Raw genomic sequence first — 24,616 nt, forward strand, 5'->3', positions numbered from 1 at the left:
ATGGGCTTAAAGCACCTGATTGAGAAACTTGAGCCGCATTTCACCCACGGCGGCAAGTTAGCAAAATATTACCCGCTGTATGAAGCGGCGGCGACAATCTTCTACACCCCGGGTTTAGTCACCCGCGGTGCCGCGCACGTACGTGACGCCATCGACCTCAAGCGGATGATGATCCTCGTCTGGTTTGCAGTGTTCCCGGCGATGTTCTGGGGCATGTACAACGTCGGCTTGCAGACAATTCCGGCGCTGCACAAGCTATACGGCGCCGAACAGCTGCAGCAGGTGATTGCCAACAACTGGCACTATAGCGTTGCCCAATGGTTAGGGGTGAGCTTCAGCGCCGATGCCGGGTGGCTCAGCATGATGACGCTGGGGGCGGTATTTTTCCTGCCTATCTACCTGACCGTATTCATCGTTGGCGGTTTTTGGGAAGTACTGTTCGCGATTGTGCGCAAACATGAGATCAACGAAGGCTTTTTCGTTACCTCGATTCTCTTCGCGCTGATTGTGCCGCCCACGATGCCGCTATGGCAGGCGGCGCTGGGGATCTCCTTCGGCGTGGTGATTGCCAAAGAAATTTTCGGCGGCACCGGGCGCAATTTCCTCAACCCGGCGCTGGCGGGGCGCGCGTTTCTGTTCTTTGCCTACCCGGCGCAGATTTCCGGCGACCTGGTGTGGACGGCGGCGGACGGTTTCTCCGGCGCGACGCCGCTCTCCCAGTGGGCTAGCGGCGGCGGTGAAGCGCTGGTTAACGTCGCCACCGGCATCCCGGTGAGCTGGATGGACGCCTTCCTCGGCAACATTCCCGGCTCGATTGGCGAAGTGTCGACGCTGATGATCCTCATCGGCGGCGCGTTCATTATCTTTGCCCGTATCGCTTCCTGGCGCATCGTCGCCGGGGTGATGGTCGGCATGATCGCCACCGCCACGCTGTTTAACTTTATCGGTTCCGATACCAACCCAATGTTCTCGATGCCGTGGTACTGGCATCTGGTGCTCGGCGGTTTCGCCTTCGGCATGATGTTTATGGCGACTGACCCGGTATCGGCTTCCTTTACCGATAAAGGTAAATGGAGCTACGGCCTGCTGATTGGCGTGATGTGCGTGCTGATTCGCGTCGTCAACCCGGCCTATCCGGAAGGGATGATGCTGGCGATTCTGTTCGCCAACCTGTTTGCGCCGCTGTTCGATTACCTGGTGGTGCAGGCCAATATCAAGCGGAGGAAGTCGCGTGGCTGAGAAGAAAAGTAACGATAGCATCGGCAAAACGCTGCTGGTGGTGCTGGTGCTTTGTCTGGTGTGCTCCATTGTGGTCGCCGGTTCCGCCGTGGGCCTCAAGTCGCGTCAGCAGGAACAACGCGCGCTGGATAAACAGCGCAATATCCTGGCCGTCGCCGGCCTGATGCAGCAGGGGATGGATGCTGACGCGGTGGCGGAAACCTTCGCCGCGCGCATTACCCCGCGGCTGGTCAATCTGGCGACCGGCGAACTGCTGGATAAAGACCCAGGCAAATTTAATCAGGCTCAGGCGCTGAAAGATCCGCAGCAGAGCATCGCGCTGGACGCCAGCCAGGATCCGGCCGGGATTAAACGCCGCAGCAACCTGGCGGAAATTTACCTGGTGCGTGACGCGCAGCAGCAGATTCAGGAAGTCGTGCTGCCTATCTATGGCAATGGCCTGTGGTCGATGATGTACGCCTTCGTGGCGCTGGACGTCGATGGGCGCACGGTGAAAGGCATTACTTACTACGACCAGGGCGAAACGCCGGGGCTGGGCGGCGAGGTGGAAAATCCGAACTGGCGTCAGCAGTTTGTCGGTAAACAGGTGCTGGATGACAACGGTATGCCGTCGCTGAAGGTGGTAAAAGGCGGCGCGCGCGCAGGCGATCTCCACGCGGTTGACGGTTTATCCGGCGCCACGCTGACATCAAACGGCGTGCAGCATAGCTTTGATTTCTGGATGGGCGAACTGGGCTTTGGTCCGTTCCTGAAAAAAGTTCGTGAGGGAGAGCTGAATAATGGCTGAACAGAGCGATATGAAAGAGGTGAAGCGCGTGCTGGTGGGGCCGCTTATCGCCAATAACCCCATCGCCCTGCAGGTGCTCGGCGTCTGCTCCGCGCTGGCGGTGACCACCAAACTGGAAACCGCCTTCGTCATGACCATTGCTGTGACGCTGGTGACGGCGTTTTCCAGCATGTTTATCTCTATGATTCGCCACCATATTCCCAATAGCGTACGTATCATCGTGCAGATGGCGATCATCGCCTCGTTGGTTATCGTGGTGGATCAGCTGCTGCGGGCTTTCGCCTATGAGACCTCTAAGCAGCTGTCGGTGTTCGTCGGGCTTATCATCACGAACTGTATCGTGATGGGGCGTGCCGAAGCTTATGCCATGAAATCGCCGCCGCTGGCCAGCTTTATGGATGGTATCGGTAACGGTCTCGGTTACGGCGCGATCCTGATTATCGTCGGCTTCCTGCGCGAGCTTATCGGCAGCGGCAAGCTGTTCGGTATCACCGTACTGGAAACGGTGCAGAACGGCGGCTGGTATCAGCCGAACGGCCTGTTCCTGCTGGCGCCGAGCGCGTTCTTCATTATCGGTTTGCTGATTTGGGCCCTGCGTAGCTGGAAGCCTGAACAGCAGGAAAAGGAGTAACCGGTCATGGCTCATTACATTAGCCTGTTTGTCCGCGCGGTGTTCGTTGAGAACATGGCGCTGGCCTTTTTCCTCGGGATGTGTACCTTCCTCGCGGTGTCGAAAAAGGTTTCCACCGCGTTTGGCCTCGGCGTTGCGGTCACGGTGGTGCTGGGTCTTGCCGTACCGATCAACAATCTGGTCTATAACCTGGTGCTGCGCGACGGCGCATTGATGGAAGGCGTAGACCTCAGCTTCCTTAACTTCATCACCTTTATTGGGGTGATTGCGGCGCTGGTGCAAATACTTGAGATGATTCTCGATAAGTACTTCCCGGCACTCTATAACGCGTTAGGGATCTTCCTGCCGCTTATCGCCGTTAACTGCGCTATTTTCGGCGGCGTGTCGTTTATGGTGCAGCGCGATTACAACTTCCCGGAATCTATTGTCTACGGCTTTGGTTCCGGTATTGGCTGGATGCTGGCGATTGTCGCGATGGCGGGGATCCGCGAAAAAATGAAGTACGCCAACGTGCCCGCCGGTCTGCGCGGGTTAGGGATCACCTTTATCACCACCGGACTGATGGCGCTCGGCTTTATGTCATTCTCCGGTGTGCAGCTATAAGGGCGGAAAAGTATGGAAATTATTCTTGGCGTGGTGATGTTCACGCTGATCGTGCTGGTCCTGTCGGGGCTCATCCTGGTGGCGCGCTCGAAGCTGGTGAACGCGGGCGACGTGGTTATTGAAATCAATAACGAAGCGGATAAACAGATCCGCACGCCGGCGGGCGACAAACTGCTGAACACGCTCTCCAGCAACGGTATCTTCGTCTCTTCCGCCTGCGGCGGCGGCGGCTCCTGCGGCCAGTGCCGGGTGACCATCAAAGAAGGCGGCGGCGATATTCTGCCGACCGAGCTTTCGCATATCACCAAACGCGAAGCCAAAGAAGGGTGCCGCCTGGCCTGCCAGGTGGCGGTGAAGCAGAATATGAAAATTGAGCTGCCGGAAGAGATTTTCGGCGTGAAAAAATGGGAGTGCGAGGTTATCTCTAACGATAACAAAGCGACCTTCATTAAAGAGCTCAAATTACGGGTGCCGGATGGTGAAGCGGTGCCGTTCCGCGCCGGCGGTTATATTCAGATCGAATGCCCGTCGCATAAAGTGGCCTATGCCGACTTTGATATTCCCGATGAATATCGCTCAGACTGGGACAAGTTCAACCTGTTCCGCTATGTCTCTGATGTGAAAGAGCCGACCCTGCGCGCCTACTCGATGGCTAACTACCCGGAAGAGGAGGGCATCATTATGCTCAACGTGCGTATCGCCACGCCGCCGCCGAAGGTTCCGGATGCGCCGCCGGGGATAATGTCGTCCTATATCTGGTCGCTGAAGCCTGGCGATAAGGTGACGATTTCCGGGCCGTTTGGCGAGTTCTTCGCCAAAGAGACCGACGCCGAGATGGTGTTTATCGGCGGCGGCGCGGGCATGGCGCCGATGCGTTCACACATCTTTGACCAGCTTAAGCGCCTGCACAGCACGCGTAAAATCAGCTTCTGGTACGGCGCGCGTTCGCTGCGTGAAATGTTCTATGACGATGAGTTTGAACAGCTGGCGCGCGAAAACCCCAATTTTACCTTCCACGTCGCGCTCTCCGATCCGCTGCCGGAAGATAACTGGACCGGGCATACGGGCTTTATCCATAATGTTCTGTATGAAAACTATCTGCGCGACCATCCGGCGCCGGAAGATTGCGAGTTCTATATGTGCGGGCCGCCGGTGATGAACGCCGCAGTGATTAAAATGCTCAAAGACCTGGGCGTTGAAGATGAGAACATCATGCTCGACGACTTTGGAGGCTGATGATGTTGACGGTATTTGTCGCGACCTTTGTGATTTTTGCGCTGGTGATCCTCGGCATGTCCCTGGGCTACCTGGTGAAGCGTAAGAGTATTCAAGGCAGCTGCGGCGGGATCTCCTCGCTGGGGCTGGAGAAAGTCTGCGACTGTCCGGAACCGTGCGACGCGCGTAAGAAACGTCTTGCCCGCGAGGCGCAGCGCCAGCAGCAGCGCATTCTCTAATGCGCCGACGGCGCTACGCTTGCGTTTTCAGGCCGCTTTCGCGGCCTTTTTTATCTTACTGCCAGTTTCTCGCCTGCGCCGGAGAGTCCACCATCACGCCGTCGGCGCCCAGTTCTTTCGCCGTACGATAATCTTCCGCGCTATTGATACCGAAGAAAATGATGTGGGCCGGACCCTGCGAGCGGAAGCAATCCATCGCCTCTTTATCCCAGGTGAGCGTCGCCGGAGAAACGCCTTCACCGAGGGTAAACTTCTCGACTACCTCTACCTTGCGCTTTAGTTCCAGCCCGTACCACTTATCGCCATCGCGCTGGCTGTCTTGCTGGCACTGGTGGCTGAGCGAAACGTTTGCCAGCCTGGTTCGGGTTTCGCTGCGGCTAACAAAGCGTGGGATTGGTTGCGGCAGAGCGGCGATATAGCGGTCTTCGGTGGAATAAACCCGCACCCGCTCGAGGCTATGGGTATTTTTTAACACCTCCAGCAGGCGTTCGCCCATCACCGCCGGATCGGCATCCGGTGATTTTATATCGATGTAGAAGAAGGTCTGCGGCCACTGCTGCAGCACGCTTTGTAAGGTCGGGATCGTGGCCTGCTTGCCGCGCCACGGATGGCTGTCATCGCCCCATTTCCAGCCGGCATCGACTTTTGCCAGCTCGGCGGCGGTTAAGCTTGAGACCTTGCCCTCGGCGTTGGTCAGGGCGGAGAGATCGCTTGAGCGATAGAGCACCGGTACGCCGTCGCGGCTTAGCTGTACCGTAATCCAGATGGCCTGCGCGTGGTTTTCCAGCGCCAGCTTGATGGCCGGTAGGGTGTTTTCCGGCGCATCGCCGGTGCCGCCGCGGTGGGCAATCAGCTGCGGGTTGGCGAAAGCGCTGCCGGTTGCCAGCAGGCAGAGTACCGTGAGTATTTTCTTCATGATTGTATCTTCCTGATTCATTATTTAAATGCATGAAAATAAACGTGATTTGTTTCACTTTTATGTTGTAACAGCTTTTTTGGCGGTTGAATTAAAAAAAGAATAAAATTCGCACGTAGTTTTGCTATGCTGTATGGGTATACAGTGTTGGGCAAGGCGATGCGTAAAATTATCCATGTCGATATGGACTGCTTCTTCGCAGCGGTGGAAATGCGTGACAACCCGGCGTTGCGCGATATCCCCATTGCCATTGGCGGCAGCCGGGTACAGCGTGGCGTGATTAGTACCGCGAACTATCCTGCGCGTAAGTTTGGCGTGCGCAGCGCAATGCCGACGGCGACGGCGCTTAAACTGTGTCCGCACCTCACGCTGCTGCCGGGGCGCTTTGATGCCTACAAAGAAGCCTCGAACCATATCCGCGAAATTTTCTCCCGCTATACCTCATTAATCGAGCCGCTGTCGCTGGATGAAGCCTACCTTGACGTGAGCGACAGCGTACACTGCCACGGTTCTGCCACGCTGATGGCCCAGGAGATCCGCCAGACCATCGAGCACGAATTGAACCTCACCGCTTCGGCGGGGGTGGCGCCGGTTAAATTTCTCGCCAAAATCGCTTCAGATATGAACAAGCCGAATGGTCAGTTCGTCATTGCCCCGCACCAGGTGGCGGAATTTGTGCGGTCTCTGCCGCTGGCGAAAATCCCAGGCGTCGGGAAGGTGTCGGCGGCGAAGCTGGAAAATATGGGGCTGCGTACCTGTGGCGACGTGCAGAACAGCGATCTGGCGATGCTGCTTAAACGCTTTGGTAAGTTTGGCCGTATCCTGTGGGAGCGCAGCCACGGCATTGACGAGCGCGAAATCCATAACGATCGTCAGCGTAAATCGGTCGGCGTCGAGCGCACTCTGGCGGAGGATATTCACGAGTGGTCAGACTGCGAAGCGATTATCGAAAATCTCTATCCCGAGCTCGAACGCCGTCTGGCGAAGGTAAAACCGGATCTACTGATCGCCCGCCAAGGTATCAAACTGAAGTTTAACGATTTTCAGCTCACCACTCAGGAGCACGTCTGGCCGCGGTTAAACAAAGAGGATTTAATCGCGACCGCACGCAACGCCTGGCTTGAACGTCGGGGCAGCCGCGGCGTGCGGCTGGTGGGGTTACACGTGACGCTGCTCGACCCACAGCTCGAAAGACAACTGGTACTTGGACTATAACGATGTTAACGATCAGGTCGTATCTAGAAGATGATTTTCCGGCGCTGTGCGCCATTTTTTTGCGCGCGGTGAGAGAGACCGCCAGCCGGGATTATTCTCCCGCGCAAATTGCCGCCTGGGCGCAGGTTGATGAATCCCGCTGGCGGCAGAAGCTTGCTCATTCGCAAGTGCTGGTGGCGGTTATTGATAATCAGCCGGTTGGATTTATCACTGCCGTTAATGATTATATCGACCTTTTATTCGTCTCGCCGGATTATACCCGCCGGGGAATAGGCCATGCGCTCATCGGGGCGGTCTGCGCCAGCCATCCGGGAAAGGTACTGTCGGTCGATGCGAGTATAACGGCACGATCCAGTTTTCTTCGTCAGGGATTCCGTGTCGTCGCTGAGCAGCGAGTAGAATCGCGTGGAGAGTGGTTCACCAACTATCGAATGGAAAAACGCGGTTCGGGGAAGGCTGAATAGATACTGTTATCGGTTTGCGACTTCTTTAGCTTGAGAAAAGCTTTTATCTTATAAAGCTGAGAGTCTGTTGTGGTCCAGTCGCCGCCCGGGATTTTCCCGGAGGCGGCGCGTTGCGCCTTATCCGGGCTACCAAACTGCACATTACTGTAGCCGGCGTAGGTCGGGTAAGGCGTTAGCCGCCACCCGACAATACAGGTCATAACCGGGTCGGAGAGACAACCGGCGGCATGGCGCCGCCGGTGTAGGGCTTACTTAGCCGGAATCGCTTTCAGCAGTTCGGTCAGCAGCGTCCAGTACTGGCCGACGCTCTCGATATGAACCTGCTCATCCGGGGAGTGCGGGCCGGTAATGGTTGGGCCGATGGAAACCATGTCCATGTCCGGATACGGTTTTTTGAACAGACCGCATTCCAGGCCAGCGTGGATAATCTGAATGTTCGGCGTCTTGTTGAACAGACGCTGATAGGTCTCGCGCACCAGGTGCATAACCGGGGAATTGGCATCCGGCTGCCAGCCTGGGTAAGCGCCTTTGGCTTCGGTTTTCGCCCCCGCCAGTTTGCCCAGCGAATCCAGCATGCTGACGACGTAGTCTTTACCGCTGTCGATCAGCGAGCGAATCAGGCAGTGGATCTGTACGTTGTCGTCGGTCATGGTCACGACGCCGACGTTCAGCGAGGTTTCAACCACGCCTTTGGCGACGTCAGAGTTGCGGATCACGCCGTTCGGCGTCGCGTTCAGCAGGCGCACGAAACAGTCGCGGGAGGCCTGAGTCAACGCCGCTTTATCGTTAGCGACCGCTTCCAGCAGGACGACCAGATTCTTCTCTTTGGCCGCCAGTTCGTTTTTCAGGATCTCCTGGTAAGTATTCACCAGTGCTTTCAGCGCATCCGCTTTATCCGCGGCGACGGCGACGGTCGCGAAGGCTTCACGCGGGATGGCGTTACGCAGCGTACCGCCGTTGAAATCCACCAGACGCAGATCCAGTTCATCGGCATGGCCCGCCAGGAAGCGCGCCAGCAGCTTGTTAGCGTTGCCCAGACCGACGTGGATTTCACCGCCGGAGTGGCCGCCTTTTAAGCCTTTCAGGGTCAGTTTAAAGCTCTGGAAACCGGCAGGAATCGCTTCGCGAGTCAGCGCCAGGTTAGAGGTGAAATCGATACCGCCGGCGCAACCCATGTAGATTTCGCCTTCTTCTTCCGAATCGGTATTGATCAGGATATCCGCCTGCAGCCAGTTGGCCTGCAGACCGAACGCGCCATCCATGCCGGCTTCTTCGGTCATGGTCAGCAGCACTTCCAGCGGGCCGTGGGCAACGCTATCGTCGGCCAGCACCGCTAGCGCGGAGGCCATACCGATGCCGTTATCCGCGCCCAGGGTGGTGCCGCGCGCTTTAACCCACTCGCCGTCGATATACGGCTGAATCGGGTCTTTGGTGAAGTCGTGCACGGTATCGTTATTTTTCTGCGGCACCATATCGAGGTGCGCCTGCAGAACTACCGGCTTGCGGTTTTCCATACCGGCAGTCGCGCCTTTACGAATCAGAATGTTGCCAACCTGGTCGCGTTCCGCGTGTAAGCCTTTCTCTTTTGCCCAACCCATGATGTGCTCGGCGAGCTGTTCTTCGTGATAGGACGGGTGCGGGATGGAGCAAATTTTGGCAAAAATATCCCAAAGCGGTTGCGGGGATAATTGAGACAATTCAGACACGATGAGTCTCCTTACAGTCACCTGCAAAAGTCGTTTACAGGTCGAGGGTTAGCAATAAGATTCACTACAAGCTCGGGCTTGCGCGATGTGGTTGAGAATACCACTTTCCGCGCGCTCTGCTAGTGTAAAGCACGCAAAAAGCGTTGCTGGAGGCGCTTAATACTGGTTTTTAGTGCGTCAGGTCTCTATAATCTCGCGCAACCATTTTCCCCCTCGAACAATATTTAAGCCGTTATACACAGGCTGGGACAATTCACATGAGCGAAAAATACGTCGTCACCTGGGACATGTTGCAGATTCACGCCCGCAAACTGGCAAGCCGTCTGCTGCCGGTTGAACAATGGAAAGGCATCATTGCCGTTAGCCGTGGCGGTCTGGTACCGGGAGCTTTACTGGCGCGTGAACTGGGTATTCGTCATGTTGATACCGTATGTATCTCTAGCTACGATCACGACAACCAGCGCGAACTGAAAGTACTGAAGCGCGCTGAAGGCGATGGCGAAGGTTTCATCGTTATTGATGACCTGGTCGATACCGGCGGCACCGCTGTCGCTATCCGCGAAATGTATCCTAAAGCGCACTTTGTCACCATTTTCGCCAAGCCGGCGGGCCGTCCGCTGGTTGATGATTATGTGGTTGATATCCCGCAGGATACCTGGATTGAACAGCCGTGGGATATGGGCGTCGTCTTCGTACCGCCAATCGCTGGCCGTTAATTCCCGCCAATAGTGAATAATTACCACGCCCGGTTATGCCGGGCGTGGTTTTTTTTACTCTGACGCGGGTTACAATAGCGCAAGCAGCAACATGATGGAGGCGGCACATGTCACAGGCTAACCTTAGCGAAACGTTGTTTAAACCCCGATTCAAATACCCGGAAACCTCAACGCTGGTCCGTCGGTTTTCATCCGGCCAGCATCAGGGCATGCAGACCGCGTTGAGCGGTAATCACGTCGATCACTGGTATCGCTTAATCAATCGCCTGATGTGGATCTGGCGCGGCGTCTCGCCGCAAGAGATATGGGATGTCCAGGCGCGCATCGTGATGAGCGATGCCGAACGCTCCGACCCTGAACTCTACGATACGGTGATTGGCTATCGCGGCGGCAACTGGGTGTATGAGTGGACTAAACAAGCGATGATGTGGCAGCAAAAAGCGACTCAGGAAGCCGATCCTCTGCAGAGCGGTCGCCACTGGCTGCACGCCTCCAACCTCTATAGCATCGCCGCCTACCCGCATATTAAGGGCGATGGGCTAGCCGATCAGGCGCAGACGCTGGCCAATCGGGCCTATGAAGAGGCGGCGCAACGACTGCCGGGCGAGCTGCGTGAACTGGAGTTCGCTATCCCCGGCGGCGCGCCGGTGACGGGCTTCCTGCATATGCCGAAAGGCGAAGGCCCGTTCCCGACGGTGCTGATGTGCGGTGGTCTGGATTCGCTGCAAACCGATTATTACAGCCTGTATGAGAAGTATTTTGCCCCGCTGGGTATCGCCATGCTGACGCTGGACATGCCGTCCATCGGTTTCTCAACCAAGTGGACGCTGAGCCAGGACACCAGCATGCTGCATCAGTACGTGCTGCAGCATCTGCAGAATGTCCCCTGGGTTGACCATACCCGGGTGGCGGCATTTGGTTTCCGCTTCGGCGCCAATATTGCGGTTCGTCTGGGGTATCTGGAATCGCAGCGGCTGAAGGCGGTGGCCTGTCTGGGACCGGTGGTGCATAACCTGCTGGTGGATCCGCAACTGATGGCGCGGGTGCCTGAGATGTTCCTCGATGTGCTGGCATCGCGTCTTGGCATGCACGATGCTTCCGACGAAGCGCTGCGCGTCGAGCTCAACCGTTATTCATTAAAAACCCAGGGCTTGCTGGGCCGCCGTTGCCCTACGCCGATGCTCTCCGGCTACTGGAAAGACGATCCCTTTAGCCCCGAAGAGGAGTCGCGGTTAATCACCTCGTCCTCGGCGGATGGCAAGCTGCTGGAGATACCGTTTAAGCCGGTTTACCGTAATTTCGATCACGCATTGCGTCAGATTGCCCGCTGGATCAATCATAGATTTGGTTAATATATTGCTAAATTTTATTGGTTTGGTAAAACAGTTGCATCACTAAAGGAGATCGCAATGACGTTACCGAGTGGACACCTGAAAAGTAAGCTGATTAAAAAATTCACGGCGCTAGGCCCCTATATCCGTGAAGGGCAGTGTGAAGAGAACCGCTTTTTTTTCGACTGCCTGGCAGTTTGCGTCAACGTTAAACCAGCGCCGGAGAAGCGGGAATTCTGGGGCTGGTGGATGGAAATGGAAGCACAGGAATCTCGTTTCACTTATAGCTACCAGTTCGGCCTGTTTGATAAAGAGGGTGACTGGCAAGCGGTCGACATCGACGATCCTGAAGTTCGTGAAAGACTCGAAAAAACGCTGCGTGAGTTCCACGAGCGCGCTGCGGCGCTGCTGGCAACGTTCAATCTGAAACTCGAACCGGCTGACGATTTCAGCGAACCGGTTCGCCTGCGCGCGTAATTTCTCCCCGGTGCCTGTTGCCGCAGGCACCGTCCGATAAAAATCGATACCAATTGTAAATAACCGCCGCACCAATCCGCCTCTCGTTATACGAGGCGGCAATATAGTAGGTAGTTAAACGAAAATATTATTTACCCCTTCCTGGGGGGCTAATGCTGTGGTTTTACGTTCTGTTTACCATGTAATGATATTTGGGTGACATATTACAGCCTGAATCAATGCTTTAAATAAATATAACCATTTGTTTATTAATGGTTAATTCGTATTTTATTAATGCTGGACGCTATTCGAATTATAATTCTACTTCTTTTTTATTATTTATCCGCTTACCGTTACTCCATGGTGGGAATCAGCACATCAGAAACGCTGTGTTAATAAAGAGCGATTGAAAATAACGCTGATGTATTCTGATGACTAATAATACCCGAGGCCTGAAACAATACGCCGGAGCCGCCGGCGGATGGGGGGCCGTTAAAGCTTGTACCACCCACGTTTTGGGGCAAAAAACGCCGCTGCGCGATACCATCGCGCTATTTAAAATGAACCAGGTTAAAGGGTTTGACTGCCCTGGCTGCGCCTGGCCGGACCCAGAACACCGCTCGCCGATGGAGCTGTGCGAAAACGGCGTCAAGGCCGTGTCGTGGGAGACAACGGCAAAGAAAGCGACGCCTGAATTCTTTGCTCATCATACGCTTGCGGAACTGTGGCAGCGCAGTGATTATGAGCTAGAAAATTACGGTCGTCTCACTCATCCGATGAAGTACGACATCATCAGCGATACCTATCAACCGGTCGCCTGGGAACAGGCCTTTGCCGAAATCGGCGAGATCATGCGTGGTTTTGCGCCGGACGAGATGGAGTTTTATACCTCGGGGCGCACCTCCAACGAAGCGGCGTTTCTCTATCAACTGTATGCCCGGGAATATGGCAGCAACAATTTCCCTGACTGCTCCAACATGTGCCATAGTCCCACCGGCACGGGGCTGGGCTCGTCTATTGGTATTGGTAAAGGAACCGTTGAACTTAGCGATTTTGAGGCGGCCGATCTGGTGATTTGCGTGGGTCATAACCCCGGAACGAACCATCCGCGAATGCTCTCTACGCTACGGGAAGTAGCGCAGCGCGGTGGTAAAATCATCTCGGTTAACCCGCTACGCGAGCGTGGTCTGGAACGCTTTAGTTTTCCGCAGTCGCCGTCCGATATGTTGTTAGGTCAGCATACCGACCTTTCCAGCGACTATTTCCAGATCCGCGTCGGCGGCGATGCCTGGTTCTTCCGCGGAGCAATGAAAGCGCTGTTGGCCTTAGATGCGCAGCATCCGGTCATTCATCACGACTTTATTGCCGGGCACACTTCGGGCTATCCGGCGCTGTTGGCCGATCTTGAAGCGCTATCGTGGGACGATATCGAGCGTGGAGCAGGGGTTAAACGCGAAGTGGTCGAATACTTTGCCGGGATCTACAGCCGTCATCAGCGGGTGATCATTAGCTATGGTTTGGGTATCACTCAACATCGCAACGGCACGCAGAACGTACAACAACTGGTTAATCTACTGTTGATGCGCGGTAATATGGGGCGCAAAGGCGCGGGCATCTGTCCGTTGCGCGGTCACTCCAACGTGCAGGGCGACAGAAGCGTCGGCATTAACGAAGCCCCGAGTGAAGAGTTTAATCTGCGACTGGAGAGCTACTTTGGCATCAAGGCGCCGCGCCAGCATGGCCGTTCCTCGGTCGAAAGTATCAAAGCGATTGAAGATAAACGCGCGCGCGGCCTGATCTGCATGGGTGGTAATCTGGCGGTAGCGATGCCGGATCCGCTGCGTACATTCCCGGCCATGCGCCGCCTGGAACTGCAGGTCCATATCGCTACCAAGCTGAATCGCTCGCATCTGTTGGCGGGCAAAGATACCTTTTTATTCCCGGCGCTTGGCCGCAGCGAACGCGATCTGCAAATCTCGGGCGTACAGTCGATCACCGTCGAAGATTCGATGAGCATGGTACATGCCTCTACCGGTTCGCTGAAGCCTGCTTCTCCGCATTTGCTATCCGAACCGGCCATTGTCGCCGGACTGGCCCGCGCGACGCTACCGGATAGCCCAGTCTCCTGGGAGCGGTTGACGGGTGATTACCGTCTGATCCGTGACGCGATTGAAGCGGTGATCCCGGAATTCCATCAGTTTAATGCGCGCATTGCCGCGCCGGGCGGCTTCCGCCTTGATAACCCGGCTTCGCGTGGCGAATATCGTACCGAATCGGGTAAAGCGACGTTCCATGTCTGCAATCTGACCGCCGTTGATGATGCGCTACCGGTGGATAGTCTGGTATTGACTACCATCCGCAGCCACGATCAATACAACACCACCATCTACGGCATGGATGACCGCTATCGCGGCGTAACCGGCCGCCGCGATATTATCTTCCTCAGTGAGGAAGAAGCGCGTAAGCGTCAGTTGAGGCAGGGGGATCGGGTCAATATCATGGCACTGGATGCGCGGGGCGAACCGGACGGTGAGAAAGCGCTGTTGAATCAGACGGTGTTTATCGTACCGATGGCGGCGGCCTCGGTTGCCGCTTATCTACCGGAGGCCAATATTCTGCTGTCGTTGGATGCGGTCGATAAAGAGAGCCTGACGCCGGCTTATAAGAGCGTACCGGTACTTATTCGCCGGGCCTGAGGAATAACGGAGCCAGGCTAAGGCTGGCTATCTCCGTTGCCGGTATTACGATTTCAACACTCGGAATGGCTGGCCGACCACTACCTGACCGGCGGCCAGATCTTTCGTCACCACGGTACCCGCGCCAATTTTAACATTATCACCCAACGTCACCGGGCCGATGACCACCACGTGGGCGCCGAATTCGACATTATTGCCAATCACCGGGCTTGCCCCTTCGCGGCCTTCGCTATCCGTCAGGCTGCCGATGGTGGCTCCCTGACGCAGGATACAGTTTTCACCGATGACGGTGCCGCGGTTGAGGACGATGCAGTGCGGATGATACAGCTTCAGCCCGTAGCCGATCCGCGTCTGCCACGGTAGTTCGACGCAAAACAGACATTCGTTAATCACTTTATTGAGAATAACGAATGGAATGCCGAGCAGCTTGTAAAACGGGTTGCGGCTGCGATACAGCGTCGCGAGGCGATAGAGCAGAATCGCGATTTTCGCCTTCATACTGCCGGTATGTTTGATCTCGCGGCGGACCTGACTGATGGCATTAGGCATGAATTCTCCGTTTACTTAAGGGAAAAGGTGGTCAGTTGATACCAGCCGTCGGCGGTTTTGCCTTGGTTGGCCAGCAGCAGCCGCGGCTTGCCCTGGGCATCGGTAATGGCGGTCTGCAATGCGTAATCGCCTGCGGGCAGCGAGGCGGGTAGCGTGAGAGTGACAGTGCTTTGCATATCCCCCGGCAGCCAGCGGCGCACATCATCCTGGGTTTTTAACTGGGTAACCGTGGTGCCGGCGGCGTTGACCACGCGCCATTGTACCGGGTAGAACAGGTAGGCCGGAGCGACGCCATCATTACGCCAGGTGACATTGATCGCTAACGGCTTACCAGCCTTAACCGGCGTCTCGAAGGCGAGTTTGTTAACCCGGAAACGGTAGCCGATTCGCAGTAAGGCTTTATCGACAATATCGCGGTATTCCGCCGGAATCGGTCTTGATTTCAGGTTCAGGCTGCTGGCGTGTTGCTGCAGCGCCCAGTCGAAGGTAGCCTGCACCTCTTCACGCGTGTAGTGCTGCACGCTCTGCCATTCGCTCATATAGCCGCAGATCTCAAGGCTGACGGGCGCTCGTTTCCAGCTATCGACAAACCCCGGCGCGGCGGCCTGGGCGGCGGCCAGACGCTGCGGATAATCATCGCGCATATGGCTCCACTCGCTGGAGAAGTTATGCCAGTCGCCCCAGCAGTCTGCCCGCCAGCCCGCGCCGCGGCGGCTGGCCGAGGCTAGCGAATCGCCGCCGCTAATCAGCATGATTTTCGGCGTTTTCGGGAAGCTATCGAAATGCATATCAACATAGCGATTGAGCTGCTCCGGCGTGTATTTCTCCATTAACGGCGGAATGTCGCTAAAGTTGGAGTTGTGCCATTCGCCCCAGGATCCGACCATGCCGATATCGATAAAGGCCAGTTCCGGATTGCCGTCGTAGCGCTGACCAAGGGCATTCAGCAGTTTTTGCGCATAGGCGATAAACGTTGGATCGCTGAGATCCGGCACGAAGGTTTTGCCGTCGGCGACCCACTGTCCTTTGATCCCTTTAGCGATCAGCCAGTCGGGAATTTTTGATCCCGTTTGCGGCTCGTCGAGCGCCATTACCCGCAGGCCGACGTTCATGGCTGGCTGATGGCTGGCGGCGACGCTAAAAGCGTTATCGATCGGCGCGAAATTGTAGACCCCTTCCTGTGGTTCCAGCTCGCTCCAGTAGAAGCGATCGTACTCAAAACCGGTATCGGGATACTCGGCGCGGGTCGGTTTTTCACCATAGCCATCATGAAAGCTGGCGACGCCGATGCCCGGATTGGTGAGCAGACCGTCGAATGGGGGCGGGGTGATGACCGTGGTTTGCGCGCCAACGGATGCTGACGCCAGCGTGCTGGCCAGCAGCAGGGCGCGAAACAGGGGGGCTCTACGCCGAGATGATTTCGCCATACTCAATTCACTTTGTCATGTGGTCATGAAGATTAACAAACCACGTCCAGATACCGACGTGGAAATTTTTAAATACATCAATGCCTAATGCTGATTTCAGCATATAGAGCGCCAGCAGGATCGACAGCAGGGCGAATACCACGCCAAGCGTAATCAGCAGCGTCGCGAAGATGCGTCCGAACAGAGTGCTTTCGCGCGAAACTTTGCGCAGATCGCGACCAAAAAGAAACACCACAAAATAGCGACGATGCAGGAACGGAAAGCTGTGGCGAAAATCGATGCGATGGCGTGACGCCAGGTTGGCGCGTACCAGCGCCTGCTCGATTCCCCGTTTCTGCTCCGCGGTTAATGAGGTTTCCACCTCCTGGTCAAGCGCGGCATAAAAGCGCTCGACTACCAGTTCAGCTGTAGATTTCGGCACGAGTAACCTGCTTACGTTAAGCGCTGATAGACTTGCGCGGTTTGCGCGGCAATTTCCGGCCAGCGGTACTTCGGCATAAACTCACTGTAATCCGCTTTTTCACCTGCGACCCATTGCTGCAGTTTCTGCGTCAGGGCCGGAACGTTGCCGACCGGGAAGTAGTCTGCTGGCGGTAGGCCAATTTCAAGGTTGGCCGGAATGTCGCTGACTACCACCGGCAGCGACCACGACATGGCTTCCAGCAGCGCGATCGGCAATCCCTCATGATAAGAGGGCAGCACGAATAGCCCGGCCTGCGAGAACAGCGTATGCAGCGGCGCGCCGCTGATAAAGCCGGTAAGGATAACGTTTGGCGTGGCGGTCGCCTGTTGCTTCAGACGCTCGCTATATTCATCGGCGTGGTCGGCATCGCCAATGAGCACCAGCGGTACCGAACATCCGGCGGCGGTATAGGCGGCAACGAGATCGTGTAGTCCTTTCTCTTCGACAAAACGGGCCACGGCAACGATATACTGGCCCGGTTTTAGACCGTATTTATCGAGGATCTCCGCCTGCCGATCCGCAGGAGGCAGGTCGACCTGGCGCACGCCGTTGTAGATAACATGGGCGTTATGGCGGCCATGCTTGTGCTTAATCAGATTATTGATGACCTCGGAAATGACGATCACTTCATTGGCGTATTTCACCGCCCATTTTTCGCCAAGGCGCAGCATCTCTTTGGCCATCCGGCCCCATTTCTGCCGATCGTAATCCGGGCCATGATGGGTAAAGACGACGCGTTTTCCCAGCAGACGCAGCAACGGCACCACCAGGCCGGGGCCGACGGCGTGAACGTGAACCACGTTGGAGCCGTCGAATAAGGTACTGAATGCCGCCAGCGTCGAGTGAATAATAGCCTCGAATTTACGGCTTTTCGGCGCCCACAGGCTCTTGAGTTTAACGCCCTGATATTCGCTGCGTCGGTAGTTCACATAGGGCGAGCGGGCGATCACGCAAACTTCCGCGCTGCCCTGGCGATAGATTTCCGGGTATAAATTCTGGCAGTGCGTTTCCACGCCGCCCTGCACATCGGGGATCCCGCGAGTGCCTAATACCGTGACGTTGATGGTCATTTTTTCTCCCCGACAAGTTGCTGATAAAGCGCCTGCAGCACCTGCATGTGGCGGGCGAGATCGTATTTTTCTTCCAGCCGCCGGCGGGCGTTAATTCCCATACTGCGGGCCAGTTCAGGGTCCGCAGCCAGTTTGTCCATCAGTTGCGCCAGCGCATCGCTATTGCCGGGCTCAACCAGATAGCCGTCGACGCCGTCACGGATCTGTTCCGGGATACCGCCAATATTGCCGCCGATCACCGGGCGGCCAAAAGCCATGGCTTCGAGCACCGACATGGAGCAGTTTTCATAATATTCAGAGGGGACGACTACCGCGCGGGCCCCGCGAATGAGGTTATTCAGCTCCTCGCCGTGTTTCATATAGCCGAGGAACTGCGGGCCGCTGAAACGCGCGCGCAGGTCTGCGCCCAATGGGCCGTCGCCGACAATCTTAAGCGGCATCGCCTCCTGCATTTTTTGCTGCGCCTGCGCCAGCGTCGGTACACCTTTTTCCCGGCTCAGGCGGCCAATATAGAGAAAATAGTCGCCTGCGGTTTCGCCGGGCACGGTGTTGTTGGCATCAATACCGTTGACGATCACTTCAATGCGGGCGTCGGGCAGCTTACGCAGCAGGGTCTGGCGCATAAACTCGCTCGGGGCGATGATACAGTCGAGCATGGCGTAATTTTGGGCGAATTTCTGCCAGTAGGCTTCCAACGATAGCAGCAGGCTTTTGAAAGTATCGCCCTGCTGGCAGCGGTGACGAAAAGCGTTGATCACCGACCCGGTGAGACACTCTTCGCAGACATGACCATCGCGCAGCATGGTGTAGGAAGGGCAGACGATTTTGTAATCGTGGGCGGTGAGTACCGTTTTGCAGCCAAAGCGTTTCGCCACGCCGATAACGGCAGGCGTAAGTTGATGATAGATATTATGAAAATGAACAATATCCGGCCGCTCGCGCAACAAAAGCGTGTTGAGCTTCGCGCAGGCCTCGGCATTATAAATAAAGTCCACCCCGGCTTTGATTTTGCTCATCAGGCCGTGACTGTCGTGATAATCGACGTTATGGACGAAAAATTCCTCCCACGGCGACGGTTTATTTTCCGCGTGCTGCATGCTGAAGTCGACCACCTGGTAGCCGGCTTGCAGCATCGCGTCGCGCTCCTGAAAATAAACGGTTTCCGCGCCGCCTTTGATAAAGAAGAATTTGTTAACGAAGAGAATTTTCATTTTCAGTATCAATATGCTGTGGATTCGAGACGGTCACCGCCGGGCGTTTCATCGGATCGCGCACTGAATTAATCACTCCGCGCAGCAGCCCCGCTGAAAATAGCGATAAGTTAATCGCGCTCTGCACGCCATCGCGCAGCGATTTATTTTTAATGGCCTTCAGAGCGATAAACGCCAGCAGCGGCAGCAGGGCGATGGCGATAACCTTGCCATTGAAGGTCAGTAGACAAATCAGTAAAACCAGCAGATAGAGGGTGAAGATCAGCTCATTACGTACAATCCGCAGCGCCGCCGGGAAATGGGCTTTACCCCAGCAGTTACGGAGCAACTCGCCCGGCGCCCACAGAAAGCCGTTCTTCCAACGGTAGGCCAGCATTTTAAAGGTTGGCATGGTGTAAGAGGCGTGGCTAAAGTAGGGCGCCGCCAGGCGATGCAGCTTGTAACCTGCTGCCTGTAAACGAATACCCAGCTCCGCTTCTTCGTAGCCGTGCAGGTTGAGGTTGGTCAGATAGCCGATTTTCTCGATCGCTTCACGGCGATACAGGCCGCCGCCGCCCAGATGATCGGTGTCGCCCTGCGGATAGATCAGGTGCAGGCGCTGCTTGCGCGATTTGAACTCATAGTTAGAGGCATCATCCATCTCGACGCTGCCGGCGACTCCCGCGTACTCCGGATGTGTCTCCAGGAATTCGACCGCGGTATCCAGAAAGCCCGGCTCCAGCTCCATATCGCCATCCAGCAGCAGCAAATAATCGCCTTCGCTATACAGCCAGCCCAGCTGGTGGCCGATACCGCAGCAGCGGTCGGCGGCGTTATCCAGACACACCACCATCGCACCTTTCGCGATAGCCAGTTCGCGGGTGTTATCCGTTGATAAGCTGTCGGCGACGATGATTTGATGCGGGTACGGTTGCAGCTGTTTGCGCACGCTATCGATGGTTTTTTCGATGCCCTGCGCTTCATTCAGAGTCTTGATGCTGACGGTAATTGATGGCGTTTTATTCATAGTGGGTACCGGAGTTAAGACGGACAGCGCGGTGGATGACAATCAGCGCCCCAAGGGATAACCATAATAAAAACTGTAGCATGGGAATGATCATCAGGATCTGGCTGTAGGGCAGGCTGAGTAGACAGCCAATGACAAAAACGTAGAACGCCGGCGCCGAGCTAAGGAGTTGCAGATCCTCAAGCTTGAGATCGTGGCGCGAAAAGGTCTCTTTCGGCCGCATGGCGACCAGTATTGAGGCGATGGTGCCAATGAACAGAATGATGCCGATAATCCCCACTTCCCACAGCAGCATGCTTAAGGCGGTGGAATCGAGGATCAGGTGATACCAGACGCCGATATAGCCCGGCGAGACGGTACTGCCGCTGTTGGTGGCGTTAAGACCGTAACCAAACAGCATGCCGCCCGGGCCGAACAGTTCGTTATGCTGCAGCCAGAAGAAGAGGGTGGTAAAACGCCCCAATTCGCCGCTTGGCATAATGTAGTTAGTATCAAAAATATAGCCCAGTGAATCGATAAATACCGATAGCGCGCTTTTGGTCGGGTCGCCGCCGAAGGCCGAGGAATAGTTGGAGGCCAACACGGTAATAGCGACAAAAATTAATAGCGCCATGCCGGCGGCGATGATCAGCAGCGATCGCAGGCTAACTTTACTCACGCCGCTTACGTAGCCGGGCAGGATCCATAGCAGGGCCAGCAGGAACGGCGATAGCAGAATGACGAATTTTACTTCCCCCACTACGCAGAGGAAGAAACCCAGCGCGATGTGGATCACCAGCGATTTAAATGAGCAGATGCCGTGCTTAAACTCCGACACTTTCATGAGCATGATCAGCAGACAGAACATCCCCATCGCCGCGGTGTTGCCGCCGCCCATCGGGTCGCCGCCGAAAGTGCCGACCACCGAGTCCCACTTCTCATCTTCGCCGCGAAACGCCACCCGTTTAGGCACCACGAAAATCACCTGATAGATAGCGACCGGGATCTGCACATAGTAGATCCAGTAGAAAAGCCGCGTCAGACGGTACAGCTGTGATTCACTAAACATGCCCAACAGCATGCAGAACATCAGCAGCGAGAGCGCCAGCTCGTTTTTAAAGCCGACGATGGCGGTGACGATCCCTGACTGCAGTACCGTTGAGACCAGCCCGAGTACGATAAAAGTCAGATACAGCGCCAGTATCAGCTTTTCCCGCCCGGTGAGCGCCAGCGGCTGCGGGCGGCTCTGCATCAGGAGCAGCACCGCCATCACCAGCACCAGAAAAAATGGCAGCCACAGCACGGCCGCGATACCGGTGAAGTACTGGACCGTACCGCAGAACACCAGCGTCATCAGGGCATAGGCTTCGAGATAGCGGCCGGTGTTTAGCTGCATATTTTCTGCTCCTGCAGCGAAAGCGTTTTCGCCCGCTGATTCATTTTGAGCAAAATGAACAAGTAACGCGCGAAGGTCAGGAACGAGAAGGCCAGCAGGGCGATTTCATAACTGACGCCAAAGTACGGCAAGGCGATGAAGGCGATAACGATAATCAGCAACTGCTCAATCTGAATACGCAAAAAGTAGCGCCGGGAGCCGAAGATCAGTTCGATCACCGTCAGCGGGCTGACCGCCAGCGCGGCGAACAGATAAGGCAGCATGTAGCGCGAGGTGGGGATCGAATTCAGCCACTCCTCGCTAAAGCCAAGGCGCATCACCAGCGGATAGAAAATCCAGATACCAAGGATGCATACCGCGGCGGCGCCCAGCAGCAGCAGGCGAACCTTTTTATATTCCGGATAGTTAAAGGTGTGGTTGCGAAAATCCATCGACCATTTAGAAAAGATGGAGTTGCGCACGGCGTTACCGATAATCATCACCGGCGACAGGCAGAAACGGCTGACTACCGAAAAGTAGCCGGCGACCAGCGGCGAGAACCAGATGTTAATCAGCATGGTCGGCAGGTTATTACTGGCCATCGCCAGCACCTCGGCGCTGCCGACGCGGCTAATATGCTGCCAGTGCTCGCGTAAAAAACGCAGATTCGTGGCAATCGAAAAGTGGCGCAGCGTTAAGCTTTTGAAGTTAAACAGGCGAATCAGGCAGGCGATCAATAGCAGCAGGATCCCGACCATCCACGCCAGATAAAACAGCGTTGGGTTGGGCATCACCAGCAGCGCAATGGCCACCACCAGCGACACCGCAATGCGCTGGAAAGTCAGGAAAGGATAGTTGCCGCCGCGCAGGGAAAGGTTTTCCGCCACCAGCACCAGCGCATAGCCAAAGGTCAGCAAATAGAGAAACGCAATGTTAAGTTCGAAGATAAGCCCGGTAATGACTGCCCAGGGGAGGGCCATCACCAGGCTCTGCAGCAGGCAGAACACCACGTTCTGCCCAAGCTCGTGATCCTCCTGACGGGGGATTAGCAACTGCGAGGCAAAGGTACAAACCTGCGCGCCGATCAGCACATTGCTGTAGATCATCGCGTAATGGCCGACCTCCGCCATCCCGTAGCGATGAGAGATGAGCCAGACCGAAAAGGCGCCGATCAGCTGTGAAAGCACCGATGAACTGGCGATGGATGAAATACTCTTAATCAGATTCATAGGCGCTATTTCGGAGCAATGAGTTCGCGCATCTGGCGCTCAAGCAGGCGTTTACCTTCCTGCGTTTCCAGATGTTCTTCGCGCACCTGGTTGAGCACGCTTGCCACCCGGCGATTGCCCGCACTCTGCAGACGTTGTTCCGCTTTGCGGATCCGCGGAGCCAGTTCGCCGGCCTTAACCACCAGCAGAGTCATATCGCTTTGTGCCGCCAGCAGCAGACTATCCTGCGCCTGATTGAGCGCCGGAGCGTCGATGATTAGCGTATCGTAAGTCTGATGCAACGTTGTCAGCAGCGCCGGCAGGCGTTCAGAGGTGAGCAACAGCAGCGAAGAGTCGTTGAGTTTGCCGCGTGGCATAAAGTCCAGTTGATCATCCAGTTTAACGACGGACTGCTCCGGCATGCACTCGCCGTTCAGCAATTGACTAAAGCCTTGTTTATGTTGCGGAAATTTGGCCGATAATCCCTGAGTGGCCAGGTAGTCGAGGTCAATCAGCAGCGTTTTACGCGATTTGCAGGCTGAGCAAGCCAGCAGTTCGGCAATAAACGAACTGCCGGAACGGGATTGCACCGAAGTCACCAGGATGGTGGCGGGTTTATCGCGCTGATTGAGCAACGCCAGCCGTAGGCTGTGGATCATATCGGCGTAGAGCACGTTATGGAAAATCTGCTGCGCATTTTCCAGATGCGTCAGGAGCGGAAATTCGCCGCTGGCCTCGAGGGCGGTTTTCGCTTTGAGCTCGCTGAGGCTATTCACCGTTTTATCCAGCGCGGTACTGACGATCAGGTACATGATATACAGCGCCAGCGCCATCATGGTAATCATCACGATTAACAGGCCGCGCTGGGGTTTAGAAGGGCGGTCCGGCGGCACGGCGGCGTCGTAAATGACTTCATCCGGTACCGAGAAGGTCTCCGACAATTTCTGCTCGTTAGCGCGCTGGTACAGCGACTTATAAAGCTCTTCGGTTTTATTCAGCGCGGTGGTCATGGTGTTGTACTGGTCGCGCTTGGCGCCGAGCGCCTGGAAATCGGCCTTCTGATCGTTGAGCATTTTTTGGTAGTGCTGCTCATCGTCGAGGGCGATTTGATACTGCTGGCGCAGGCCGTTAAACAGCTCGCCCAGTACCTGGCCGAGCTGGGCATTCACCGCCTGTAGCTGCGCCTGGGCCTGCAGATATTTCGGATGCTGCGGGCCGTAGTGTTTGGCCGCTTCGGAAAGATTGCGCCGCGTCTGGATGAGCGCAATGCGTAAATCCTGCACCTGCGGATGACCGGAGATTTCCGGCAGCGAGATAATCTGTTCTACCGGTTTACCCTGCTGGCGACGGACCTTGTCCCATACCGTCTGCGCTTTCAGGCGGCGCTGGGTGGCGTCGGCCAGATGGTTAATCACAATCCCCAGCCGCTCGGTCTCATAACCATCCATGCTGCGGAAGGTTAGTAATCCGTTCTGCTTGAGGAAGTTATCGATGTCCGCCTTCTGCTGATCCATTTTGGTTTTCAGGTCGTCCATCATTTTTTCGTTCCAGCCCTGCGCCTGAAGCAAGGTGTTTTGCTTCTGCTGCAGGCTGTAATCGATGAAGGCCTGGGCGACGCCGTTGGCGATATCGGCGGCTTTCTGCGGTGATTTCGCTTCCATCGATACGGCAACCAGTTGGGTGGTGCGCACGCCGGAAATGGTCAGGCTTTTTTGCAGCGCCTGAATAGCATTATTAATACGCGCGGTTTCGTCGAGATTATCGCCGCCGTTAAATTCGCTATCCTGCTCCAGCTTTAATTTACGCACCGCGGCATCGAGCACTACTCGTGACCCCATTAACGCGTACTTGGTCTCGTAGTAATCGCTGCGCGTGGAGTCGTAGTTTTCCAGCCGCGGTAGGGGAGAGACGTCCTGCGACTGCGCTTTGAACAGCACGGTAGCGGTCGCCGTGTAGCTGGAAGACATAAAGCGCGTCAGAATAAATGACGCCACGGCGGCGACAATCACCACCGCCAGGCACCAGATAAGCTTGTGCTTAATTTTGTTGAAATAAGGCGTGAAGTCGATAAAGCCTTCTTTCTTTTTCGCGTTTTCGACCAGTGAAATTGCCAT

Annotated in this window: 23 protein-coding genes; 12 read left to right on the plus strand and 11 right to left on the minus strand. The window is 55.9% G+C overall.

Features of this window, described 5'->3' with window-relative positions:
• From PGQ95_RS22180 to nqrM, 6 genes are read left to right on the plus strand one after another with little or no spacing between them, the layout of a single operon-like run.
• Positions 1 to 1,239 (plus strand): NADH:ubiquinone reductase (Na(+)-transporting) subunit B, encoded by a 1,239-nt coding sequence (locus PGQ95_RS22180; protein WP_015704471.1) that lies wholly within the window; start codon positions 1 to 3, stop codon positions 1,237 to 1,239.
• Positions 1,232 to 2,026 carry a Na(+)-translocating NADH-quinone reductase subunit C gene (locus tag PGQ95_RS22185; protein WP_015704472.1) on the plus strand — a complete coding sequence of 265 codons (795 nt, stop codon included), beginning with the start codon at positions 1,232 to 1,234 and terminating at the stop codon, positions 2,024 to 2,026. Before PGQ95_RS22180 ends, PGQ95_RS22185 begins: the two co-directional genes overlap by 8 nt.
• Positions 2,019 to 2,657 (plus strand): NADH:ubiquinone reductase (Na(+)-transporting) subunit D, encoded by a 639-nt coding sequence (locus PGQ95_RS22190; RefSeq protein ID WP_002889716.1) that lies wholly within the window; start codon positions 2,019 to 2,021, stop codon positions 2,655 to 2,657. Before PGQ95_RS22185 ends, PGQ95_RS22190 begins: the two co-directional genes overlap by 8 nt.
• Positions 2,658 to 2,663: 6 nt before the next feature.
• Positions 2,664 to 3,260 carry an NADH:ubiquinone reductase (Na(+)-transporting) subunit E gene (gene nqrE / locus PGQ95_RS22195; protein ID WP_015368115.1) on the plus strand — a complete coding sequence of 199 codons (597 nt, stop codon included), beginning with the start codon at positions 2,664 to 2,666 and terminating at the stop codon, positions 3,258 to 3,260.
• Between the two features lie 12 nt (positions 3,261 to 3,272).
• On the plus strand, positions 3,273 to 4,496 hold the full coding sequence (gene nqrF, locus PGQ95_RS22200) for an NADH:ubiquinone reductase (Na(+)-transporting) subunit F (RefSeq protein ID WP_020079561.1): 1,224 nt from the start codon (positions 3,273 to 3,275) through the stop codon (positions 4,494 to 4,496).
• Between the two features lie 2 nt (positions 4,497 to 4,498).
• Entirely contained in the window at positions 4,499 to 4,714 is a 216-nt protein-coding gene (nqrM, locus tag PGQ95_RS22205) for a (Na+)-NQR maturation NqrM (RefSeq protein ID WP_101827581.1), read from the plus strand.
• Between the two features lie 55 nt (positions 4,715 to 4,769).
• Here nqrM and PGQ95_RS22210 read toward each other — a convergent pair whose 3' ends face one another.
• Entirely contained in the window at positions 4,770 to 5,630 is an 861-nt protein-coding gene (locus PGQ95_RS22210) for a glycerophosphodiester phosphodiesterase family protein (RefSeq protein ID WP_430919362.1), read from the minus strand.
• A gap of 159 nt (positions 5,631 to 5,789) precedes the next feature.
• On the opposite strand from PGQ95_RS22210, the gene dinB reads away from it, so the two are divergent.
• Positions 5,790 to 6,845, plus strand: a complete 1,056-nt coding sequence (dinB, locus tag PGQ95_RS22215) for a DNA polymerase IV (protein WP_271031965.1) — start codon at positions 5,790 to 5,792, stop codon at positions 6,843 to 6,845.
• A 2-nt stretch (positions 6,846 to 6,847) separates the two neighbouring features.
• Positions 6,848 to 7,309, plus strand: a complete 462-nt coding sequence (locus tag PGQ95_RS22220; RefSeq protein WP_308958710.1) for a GNAT family N-acetyltransferase — start codon at positions 6,848 to 6,850, stop codon at positions 7,307 to 7,309.
• 248 nt (positions 7,310 to 7,557) lie between these two features.
• On the opposite strand, the gene pepD is transcribed toward PGQ95_RS22220, so the two are convergent.
• Positions 7,558 to 9,015 (minus strand): cytosol nonspecific dipeptidase, encoded by a 1,458-nt coding sequence (gene pepD / locus PGQ95_RS22225; RefSeq protein WP_430919365.1) that lies wholly within the window; start codon positions 9,013 to 9,015, stop codon positions 7,558 to 7,560.
• A 257-nt stretch (positions 9,016 to 9,272) separates the two neighbouring features.
• Between pepD and gpt the strand changes: the two genes are divergently transcribed.
• From gpt to PGQ95_RS22245, 4 genes are all read left to right on the plus strand, one after another.
• Complete coding sequence (gene gpt / locus PGQ95_RS22230; protein WP_002889733.1) at positions 9,273 to 9,731, plus strand: xanthine phosphoribosyltransferase; 459 nt, start codon at positions 9,273 to 9,275, stop codon at positions 9,729 to 9,731.
• 107 nt (positions 9,732 to 9,838) lie between these two features.
• A complete protein-coding gene (frsA, locus tag PGQ95_RS22235) occupies positions 9,839 to 11,083 on the plus strand; it encodes an esterase FrsA (protein ID WP_015368041.1) in 1,245 nt (414 codons plus the stop codon).
• A 57-nt stretch (positions 11,084 to 11,140) separates the two neighbouring features.
• Entirely contained in the window at positions 11,141 to 11,539 is a 399-nt protein-coding gene (crl, locus tag PGQ95_RS22240) for a sigma factor-binding protein Crl (RefSeq protein WP_015368042.1), read from the plus strand.
• Positions 11,540 to 11,949: 410 nt separating this feature from the next.
• Positions 11,950 to 14,214 (plus strand): FdhF/YdeP family oxidoreductase, encoded by a 2,265-nt coding sequence (locus PGQ95_RS22245; RefSeq protein ID WP_430919367.1) that lies wholly within the window; start codon positions 11,950 to 11,952, stop codon positions 14,212 to 14,214.
• 45 nt (positions 14,215 to 14,259) lie between these two features.
• Here PGQ95_RS22245 and PGQ95_RS22250 read toward each other — a convergent pair whose 3' ends face one another.
• The 9 genes from PGQ95_RS22250 to PGQ95_RS22290 are packed head-to-tail and all read right to left on the minus strand — an operon-like array spanning position 14,260 to position 24,616.
• Positions 14,260 to 14,763 (minus strand): serine acetyltransferase, encoded by a 504-nt coding sequence (locus PGQ95_RS22250; protein ID WP_430919369.1) that lies wholly within the window; start codon positions 14,761 to 14,763, stop codon positions 14,260 to 14,262.
• 11 nt (positions 14,764 to 14,774) lie between these two features.
• The gene (locus PGQ95_RS22255) at positions 14,775 to 16,190 is read right to left on the minus strand and encodes a DUF4832 domain-containing protein (RefSeq protein ID WP_430919371.1); all 1,416 of its coding nucleotides are present in this window, start codon (positions 16,188 to 16,190) and stop codon (positions 14,775 to 14,777) included.
• A gap of 7 nt (positions 16,191 to 16,197) precedes the next feature.
• A complete protein-coding gene (locus tag PGQ95_RS22260) occupies positions 16,198 to 16,611 on the minus strand; it encodes a hypothetical protein (RefSeq protein ID WP_015704480.1) in 414 nt (137 codons plus the stop codon).
• Positions 16,612 to 16,622: 11 nt separating this feature from the next.
• Positions 16,623 to 17,723 carry a glycosyltransferase family 4 protein gene (locus PGQ95_RS22265; RefSeq protein ID WP_430919373.1) on the minus strand — a complete coding sequence of 367 codons (1,101 nt, stop codon included), beginning with the start codon at positions 17,721 to 17,723 and terminating at the stop codon, positions 16,623 to 16,625.
• Positions 17,720 to 18,934, minus strand: coding sequence for a glycosyltransferase family 4 protein (locus PGQ95_RS22270; RefSeq protein ID WP_113374935.1), 1,215 nt, complete (start codon positions 18,932 to 18,934; stop codon positions 17,720 to 17,722). The genes PGQ95_RS22265 and PGQ95_RS22270 overlap by 4 nt, the downstream gene beginning before the upstream one ends.
• Positions 18,915 to 19,940: a glycosyltransferase family 2 protein gene (locus PGQ95_RS22275; protein WP_045391122.1), complete on the minus strand. Its 1,026-nt coding sequence runs from the start codon at positions 19,938 to 19,940 to the stop codon at positions 18,915 to 18,917. The genes PGQ95_RS22270 and PGQ95_RS22275 overlap by 20 nt, the downstream gene beginning before the upstream one ends.
• On the minus strand, positions 19,933 to 21,315 hold the full coding sequence (locus PGQ95_RS22280; RefSeq protein WP_430919376.1) for a capsular biosynthesis protein: 1,383 nt from the start codon (positions 21,313 to 21,315) through the stop codon (positions 19,933 to 19,935). The genes PGQ95_RS22275 and PGQ95_RS22280 overlap by 8 nt, the downstream gene beginning before the upstream one ends.
• Positions 21,306 to 22,523 (minus strand): lipopolysaccharide biosynthesis protein, encoded by a 1,218-nt coding sequence (locus tag PGQ95_RS22285; protein ID WP_045391116.1) that lies wholly within the window; start codon positions 22,521 to 22,523, stop codon positions 21,306 to 21,308. Before PGQ95_RS22285 ends, PGQ95_RS22280 begins: the two co-directional genes overlap by 10 nt.
• 5 nt (positions 22,524 to 22,528) lie before the next feature.
• A complete protein-coding gene (locus PGQ95_RS22290; protein ID WP_430919378.1) occupies positions 22,529 to 24,616 on the minus strand; it encodes a GumC family protein in 2,088 nt (695 codons plus the stop codon).

Origin of the sequence: Klebsiella sp. 141240 (genome assembly GCF_050600805.1) — a bacterium.
Classification (GTDB): domain Bacteria; phylum Pseudomonadota; class Gammaproteobacteria; order Enterobacterales; family Enterobacteriaceae; genus Klebsiella; species Klebsiella aerogenes.

Coding starts and splice junctions, on each gene's coding strand:
- PGQ95_RS22180 (WP_015704471.1), top strand. CDS start 1: ATGGGCTTAAAGCACCTGATTGAGAAACTTGAGCCGCATTTCACCCAC.
- PGQ95_RS22190 (WP_002889716.1), top strand. CDS start 2,019: ATGGCTGAACAGAGCGATATGAAAGAGGTGAAGCGCGTGCTGGTGGGG.
- nqrE (WP_015368115.1), top strand. CDS start 2,664: ATGGCTCATTACATTAGCCTGTTTGTCCGCGCGGTGTTCGTTGAGAAC.
- nqrF (WP_020079561.1), top strand. CDS start 3,273: ATGGAAATTATTCTTGGCGTGGTGATGTTCACGCTGATCGTGCTGGTC.
- nqrM (WP_101827581.1), top strand. CDS start 4,499: ATGTTGACGGTATTTGTCGCGACCTTTGTGATTTTTGCGCTGGTGATC.
- PGQ95_RS22210 (WP_430919362.1), bottom strand. CDS start 5,630: ATGAAGAAAATACTCACGGTACTCTGCCTGCTGGCAACCGGCAGCGCT.
- dinB (WP_271031965.1), top strand. CDS start 5,790: ATGCGTAAAATTATCCATGTCGATATGGACTGCTTCTTCGCAGCGGTG.
- PGQ95_RS22220 (WP_308958710.1), top strand. CDS start 6,848: ATGTTAACGATCAGGTCGTATCTAGAAGATGATTTTCCGGCGCTGTGC.
- gpt (WP_002889733.1), top strand. CDS start 9,273: ATGAGCGAAAAATACGTCGTCACCTGGGACATGTTGCAGATTCACGCC.
- frsA (WP_015368041.1), top strand. CDS start 9,839: ATGTCACAGGCTAACCTTAGCGAAACGTTGTTTAAACCCCGATTCAAA.
- crl (WP_015368042.1), top strand. CDS start 11,141: ATGACGTTACCGAGTGGACACCTGAAAAGTAAGCTGATTAAAAAATTC.
- PGQ95_RS22245 (WP_430919367.1), top strand. CDS start 11,950: ATGACTAATAATACCCGAGGCCTGAAACAATACGCCGGAGCCGCCGGC.
- PGQ95_RS22250 (WP_430919369.1), bottom strand. CDS start 14,763: ATGCCTAATGCCATCAGTCAGGTCCGCCGCGAGATCAAACATACCGGC.
- PGQ95_RS22255 (WP_430919371.1), bottom strand. CDS start 16,190: ATGGCGAAATCATCTCGGCGTAGAGCCCCCCTGTTTCGCGCCCTGCTG.
- PGQ95_RS22265 (WP_430919373.1), bottom strand. CDS start 17,723: ATGACCATCAACGTCACGGTATTAGGCACTCGCGGGATCCCCGATGTG.
- PGQ95_RS22270 (WP_113374935.1), bottom strand. CDS start 18,934: ATGAAAATTCTCTTCGTTAACAAATTCTTCTTTATCAAAGGCGGCGCG.
- PGQ95_RS22275 (WP_045391122.1), bottom strand. CDS start 19,940: ATGAATAAAACGCCATCAATTACCGTCAGCATCAAGACTCTGAATGAA.
- PGQ95_RS22280 (WP_430919376.1), bottom strand. CDS start 21,315: ATGCAGCTAAACACCGGCCGCTATCTCGAAGCCTATGCCCTGATGACG.
- PGQ95_RS22285 (WP_045391116.1), bottom strand. CDS start 22,523: ATGAATCTGATTAAGAGTATTTCATCCATCGCCAGTTCATCGGTGCTT.
- PGQ95_RS22290 (WP_430919378.1), bottom strand. CDS start 24,616: ATGGCAATTTCACTGGTCGAAAACGCGAAAAAGAAAGAAGGCTTTATC.